5 protein-coding genes are annotated in these 5,056 nt (G+C 60.1%); 2 read left to right on the top strand and 3 right to left on the bottom strand.

Going from position 1 to position 5,056, the window contains the following annotated elements; translation table 11 throughout:
- The 3 genes from KGB23_RS29915 to KGB23_RS29925 all read right to left on the bottom strand — a co-directional run.
- On the bottom strand, positions 1-1,202 hold a 1,202-nt coding region (locus KGB23_RS29915), incomplete at its 3' end, for a DUF4347 domain-containing protein (RefSeq protein WP_223433682.1).
- 51 nt (positions 1,203-1,253) lie between these two features.
- Positions 1,254-2,099 carry a sulfotransferase family protein gene (locus tag KGB23_RS29920; protein ID WP_150656932.1) on the bottom strand — a complete coding sequence of 282 codons (846 nt, stop codon included), beginning with the start codon at positions 2,097-2,099 and terminating at the stop codon, positions 1,254-1,256.
- A gap of 119 nt (positions 2,100-2,218) precedes the next feature.
- The gene (locus KGB23_RS29925; protein WP_223433683.1) at positions 2,219-3,790 is read right to left on the bottom strand and encodes a glycosyltransferase family 39 protein; all 1,572 of its coding nucleotides are present in this window, start codon (positions 3,788-3,790) and stop codon (positions 2,219-2,221) included.
- A gap of 245 nt (positions 3,791-4,035) precedes the next feature.
- Here KGB23_RS29925 and KGB23_RS29930 point away from each other — a divergent pair, with 245 nt between their 5' ends.
- Both KGB23_RS29930 and KGB23_RS29935 read left to right on the top strand, forming a co-directional pair.
- The gene (locus KGB23_RS29930) at positions 4,036-4,623 is read left to right on the top strand and encodes a phage tail protein (protein WP_223433684.1); all 588 of its coding nucleotides are present in this window, start codon (positions 4,036-4,038) and stop codon (positions 4,621-4,623) included.
- 54 nt (positions 4,624-4,677) lie between these two features.
- On the top strand, positions 4,678-4,989 hold the full coding sequence (locus KGB23_RS29935; RefSeq protein WP_223433685.1) for a DUF6916 family protein: 312 nt from the start codon (positions 4,678-4,680) through the stop codon (positions 4,987-4,989).
- Positions 4,990-5,056 lie beyond the last annotated feature (67 nt).

Consider the following 5,056-nt stretch of genomic DNA (forward strand, 5'->3'; position numbering starts at 1 on the left):
CCGCCACCACCACCGCCACCGCCGTAAAAAGGGCTAGTGACACCACCGCCGCCACCGCCACCGGAAGCGGCATTGGAGGTCACGGTAACGTTGTTCAGGGTCAGAATCCCTGCGTTGAAAATCCCCCCGGCCATCGCCCCCGAGGCACCGTAGCCACCGTTGCCGCCCGTGCCCGACACCAGGCCCCGGGTGATCACCAGGCCATCAAGGGTCACGATTTTGCCAGCCGCTACTTCAATCACTCGGGTCCTGTACTGACCATCGAGAATCACGTCAGCCGCGCCGTCGTTGTTCAAGTCGCCATCAACGGTGATGTTCTTGTTGATCAGCAGTTCGGACGTCAGCTGCACCGTCATGCTGGCGTTGAAGGTGACGATATCGCCGTTCTGCGCCGAGGCGATGGCGGCACGCAATGAGCCGACGCCCGTGTTGGCATTGTTGGTGGCCGTCCAGGTGGCCAAGCCCCACTGATAGTCGCTCATGGCCGTGGTCGAGAGGACGTTGGCGCTTTCGATGTTGCCGGTGGCAATTTCCAGATTCCAGTCGCCACCGACCCCGGTGCGGTTGCTGGAAGCGGCCACATCGCGGCCAGTCAACTGCGCCAGCGAGTCGACAAAACTCAAGCCGCGCTCACCTTCGGCGGTGTAGCAGCCGTAGATCAGAATGTCGCCGCCGACGTTCATGTCCTTGCCGATTTCCGCCAGCACGGCGCTGCGGGCCGCGACGTTGTCGGCGGACAGATAACTATCGCCCAGCCACAGATCGCCCGCGTTGCCATGAGCAATAATCTGCACCGAACTGATGCCCTGATGCGTGTCCAGATAGGCGGCAATCTGCTGCAAGCCGTCCTTGGTCGCATCCAGCTGAACCACTTGGGTGCCAGGCGCCACGCCCTTGAGCAGGCTATCGGAATCCTTGACCCGGGAATCGACGAACACCACGCTCTGGCCCGGCACTGCAACGGGTACTGGCGCGGGAGTGGCGTCGGCCTGGCCGTGGGTGTCCTTGCTCGCGACCGGCTGATCGGCCGTTGACGCTTTTGCCGCGTCGGCAGTGGGATGGCTGTCAGGCTGAGCGGCATCGGCTACCGTGGCCGCCACCGCGCCGTCGAACAGCATTCGCGGCTCCAGGGACATGATCATTGGCGAGGCCGACGCTCTTGCGCCGTTGATAACCCGCGACTTGCCGTTGCTCCACCACATGCTGCTCACCCGGACTCGAACTTGCTTGACGCGTCAATGAAAACGCCGCAATCAACTGATCGCGGCGTCGGCCTTCATACGAATGACATTGGCGGCGCTGGCTGAGCCATCGAGCCAAAAGGACAATTCTGCGTACTGCTTGAACAAATCCGGCGGCAGGATCGTGCGCCGCGATTGCAGCTCGACCTTGGGTTTGACTTTATGCAGGCCGGAGACACCAAGGGCTTGATCGAACTCCGGCGCGTCGTAGGCGAGGTTGTTGAAGTCATGCTCGAACCACGGCTCGCCAATGAAGTCGTAGACCAGCCGCATGACCCGATCAGGTGCCTGGGTCAGCAAGTCGTAATCGACAATCAGCAACGAGTCGGCGTGTTCGCCGTAATAGGCTTCCTTGAGTGCTGCCCAGGCAAACCCCACCAGACGATTGCGCTGCGCCAGGGTTTCGCAACGGCTGTAGACCGTGTTGCGCTCGACCGCGTCGCCGAACAGCTTGGTGTTTTCAAAGGGGTTGGCGCGATACAAACGCTCGATGCTGTCCATGACCCAGGCGACATTGCGCACGCAAGCAATGACCTTGGCTTGAGGGAACAGATCGCTGATGGCCGGCAGGCGCGAACTCCATAACCGATTGGTGTCGAACACCACTGGTTTGTCGGCCTTGTCGGCGTAGAAGGAATCGAACAGACCGCGTAGCAAACGGCGGCGCAGATCGGTATCGATCACCGCACCGAACTCGCTGCCGGCGCTGCACTGTTCCAGAACACCGGAAAACAGGGCGCCAACGGGGCTGGTCATGCCGGCATGAAAGCGCGGGTTCTGCAAAAGGATCGCAGAAAGCAGGGTCGAGCCTGAGCGCGGCAAGCCGGAAATAAAATGGAACTGTGGCAATCCCTTCACCCTGATCATAAGTCCTTTATGTATGACGGAGCCTAGACCATGAATGGCGTTACGGGTAATGGTGTTTTGATATCAAATCGAAACTAAATCGTCTGAAAAACGCGATTTTGGTTACAGGCTCAATGCAACACGAACAAACGCGCGTTAGCGCCTCCCGCCTGCGTTACGCCGACGTTCTGCCAGCCTGCGGGCAACGGCGCGAATTCGTCCGGCACATCGAGGGTACCGATCAACCACACTCGGCCAGTGCCTTTGGGCAAATTACCGAGGCTGTCGAGGTAAATATCCTGGGTCACCAGCGTGCCGAAACCATAGGCATTCGGCCGGCTCGAAGCGCCATTGGCAGACGGCGGGGTGTACAGCAGCGGTTTCGCGTCGGTGCGGTTGTAGTAGACGTAACTGAGGTACCAGAGCATGTCGCTGGTGACGATCCGGTCACCGGCAATGAAGTGCTGGTTGACGTAATCGACCATGACGCTGATTTGATCGTTGGTATCGACCGTGGCGTTGTTGTTCAGGCCCACCAGTTCGACGCCGACAAACAACACCAGCACCGTCACGGCCAACACCCGGAAGACCGCGTACAGACGATCAATGGCCAACGCGGCAATCATCGGCAGGCCGAGGGCGTACGCGGTGAGGTAACGCTCGACGAACACCGGCGAGATGAACGACACCGAAAAGACCAGCAACAACGGCAAAACGGTATAGATCACCACCAATGCACTGCCACGAATGACACTGCGATCCCGCGCCAGCGCCACCCACACCAAGGCCAGCAACGCCAAAGGCAACGTGATGAAAATCGGTGTAGTCAGGGTCTCGCCATCGTCCTGGATCAGGAACAACCAGATCATCGAAGGCAACGAGGCGAACGTGACCGGTGTCTCCCACCCCACATCGCCATTGGCTTTGAGTTGATCCATGTGTTGAATCAGATCGATCAGGTTGGGCACCCACGGCAAGTACACCAACACAATCGCCATGTTCGCCACCCACCAGCCGGGCTGCTGGATATGCCGCAAGCGATAGCCAGGCTGTACGCGGATCAGCCCCAGATACAGCCAGTGACACAGCACACACAGGGCGGTGAAGTAATGGGTGTAGAACGCCGCGCTCATCAGCAGTGCGTAAATCACCAGATAGCGCTTACGTCCTGGGTGTTTGATCCAGTAAACCAGGGCGATCGTGGCACCGATCAGCCACAGCCCCAGCAACGAATACATGCGCACTTCCTGGCTGTAACGCACGGCGGTAGGCAGCAGCGCCAACAAGACGCCGGCCAGCAACGCGGCGCGGCGAGTGGCGAGCAAGTCCACCAGCCAGACGCCCAGCGCCACGGTGGCAATCCCCGGTAGCGCGCTCAGGCTTCGAATCGAAAAAATGCCATTACCGAACAGCTCGATCCAGCCATGCAGCAGCATGAAATACAGCGGCGGATGCACATCATGGGCGGCATGCGTCCAGATATCGGCCAGCGAATACTGGCTCAGCAGCAGACTGGAACCTTCATCGCCCCAGACCGCCGCCGCGGTCAGGTCATAAAAACGCACCAGCGCGGCCAATGCCAGGATCGGCAGCAGCCAATGCTCGCGCACCCATCGAAGCAAGCGCTGAACACTCGCCCAAGCGCCGGGTGCCGCGTGGGGGCCTTGGGTGCCGTCAAGCGGCGTTTCTCTGCGCGCCTCCATTGCCTCCCCTCGAAACGGCCGATGAAAAACCTTGAAGCTTGCAATCACTGTAGGACAGCGACAGCGCCGTCGTCGATGCTGGCTTTGCGACCAACGACATTCGGCAGTGATGCGGATCAACTACGCTCTGGCTTGGCGTGACCCAGCCACGGAGATGAAAGGAATCGGCCAATCGCAACGATCTGCCCGGATGCCCGGGCCACCCGCGTGGCGCGCCAGACAACTAACCTGAGGGATGAGGAACTATGGAAGTATTCATCGGCACTATCCAGCCTTTCGCCTTTAACTACGCGCCCAACGGCTGGGCCCTGTGCAATGGCCAGACGCTGAGCATCTCGCAATACAACACGGTTTTTGCACTGCTGGGCGTCAACTTCGGAGGTAATGGCACCACCAATTTCATGCTACCCAACCTGCAAGGCCGTCTGCCGATGGCACAGGGCAACGGCCTGGGCCTGACCACGCGCGTCATCGGTGAATTCTCCGGGACCGAGAACGTCACCGCCACCATCACCAACCTGCCCAATCACACCCACGCCTTGTCCGGGCTCACGGCCACCACCACGCTGCAACTGGCCAGCCCGGCGAGCAACCCGGTCTCCAACCCGACCGCGACCAACTCGTACATCGGTGCCTCGGGCGGTGGCCCGGGTTCGGCGAGCATCTACTCCGATGCGCAAGGCGCTGCAGCCGTGCCACTCAAAGGCGTGGCCACCACGGTCACGGGGGAAATCTCGTCCGCCGGTAATGGCTTGCCCATGGAGGTGATGAACCCGTTCCTGGTGCTCAACTTCAGCATCGCCCTGAATGGGCTGTTCCCATCGCGCAACTGAGGACGCGCCGGGGGACTCAACTCCCCCGGTCACTTTCAATTTTGGAGTGACGCCATGCTGCAACAGGTTCAAAGCCAACACTTTCAGGCGCTGCTGGGCAAGACGGGGACCCTGCGACTGCCGGATGGAAGTGAATTGCCGATCCATATCGACAGCCTTGAAGAAACACCCCGCTCGCGGATGCCCAACAACGAACGCATGCCGTTCAGTGTCGAGTTCAACAGCTTGAAACCCACAGAGTTTGTCGATGGGTTATGTGTAATGGAGTTGCCGAAGCTAGGCCGGGTGGAAGACATTTTCGTGTCGCGAGTACCGGCCATGGGGCGTGATCCGCAACTGGGGTACTTCTATATCGCCTTCAACTGAACGCACGCAATCCCAATGTGGGAGCGGGCTTGCTCGCGAAAGCGGTGGGTCAGTCGGTACAAATGCC

The sequence above is a fragment of the Pseudomonas sp. GL-B-26 genome (genome assembly GCF_019947405.1).
Classification (GTDB): Bacteria; Pseudomonadota; Gammaproteobacteria; order Pseudomonadales; family Pseudomonadaceae; genus Aquipseudomonas.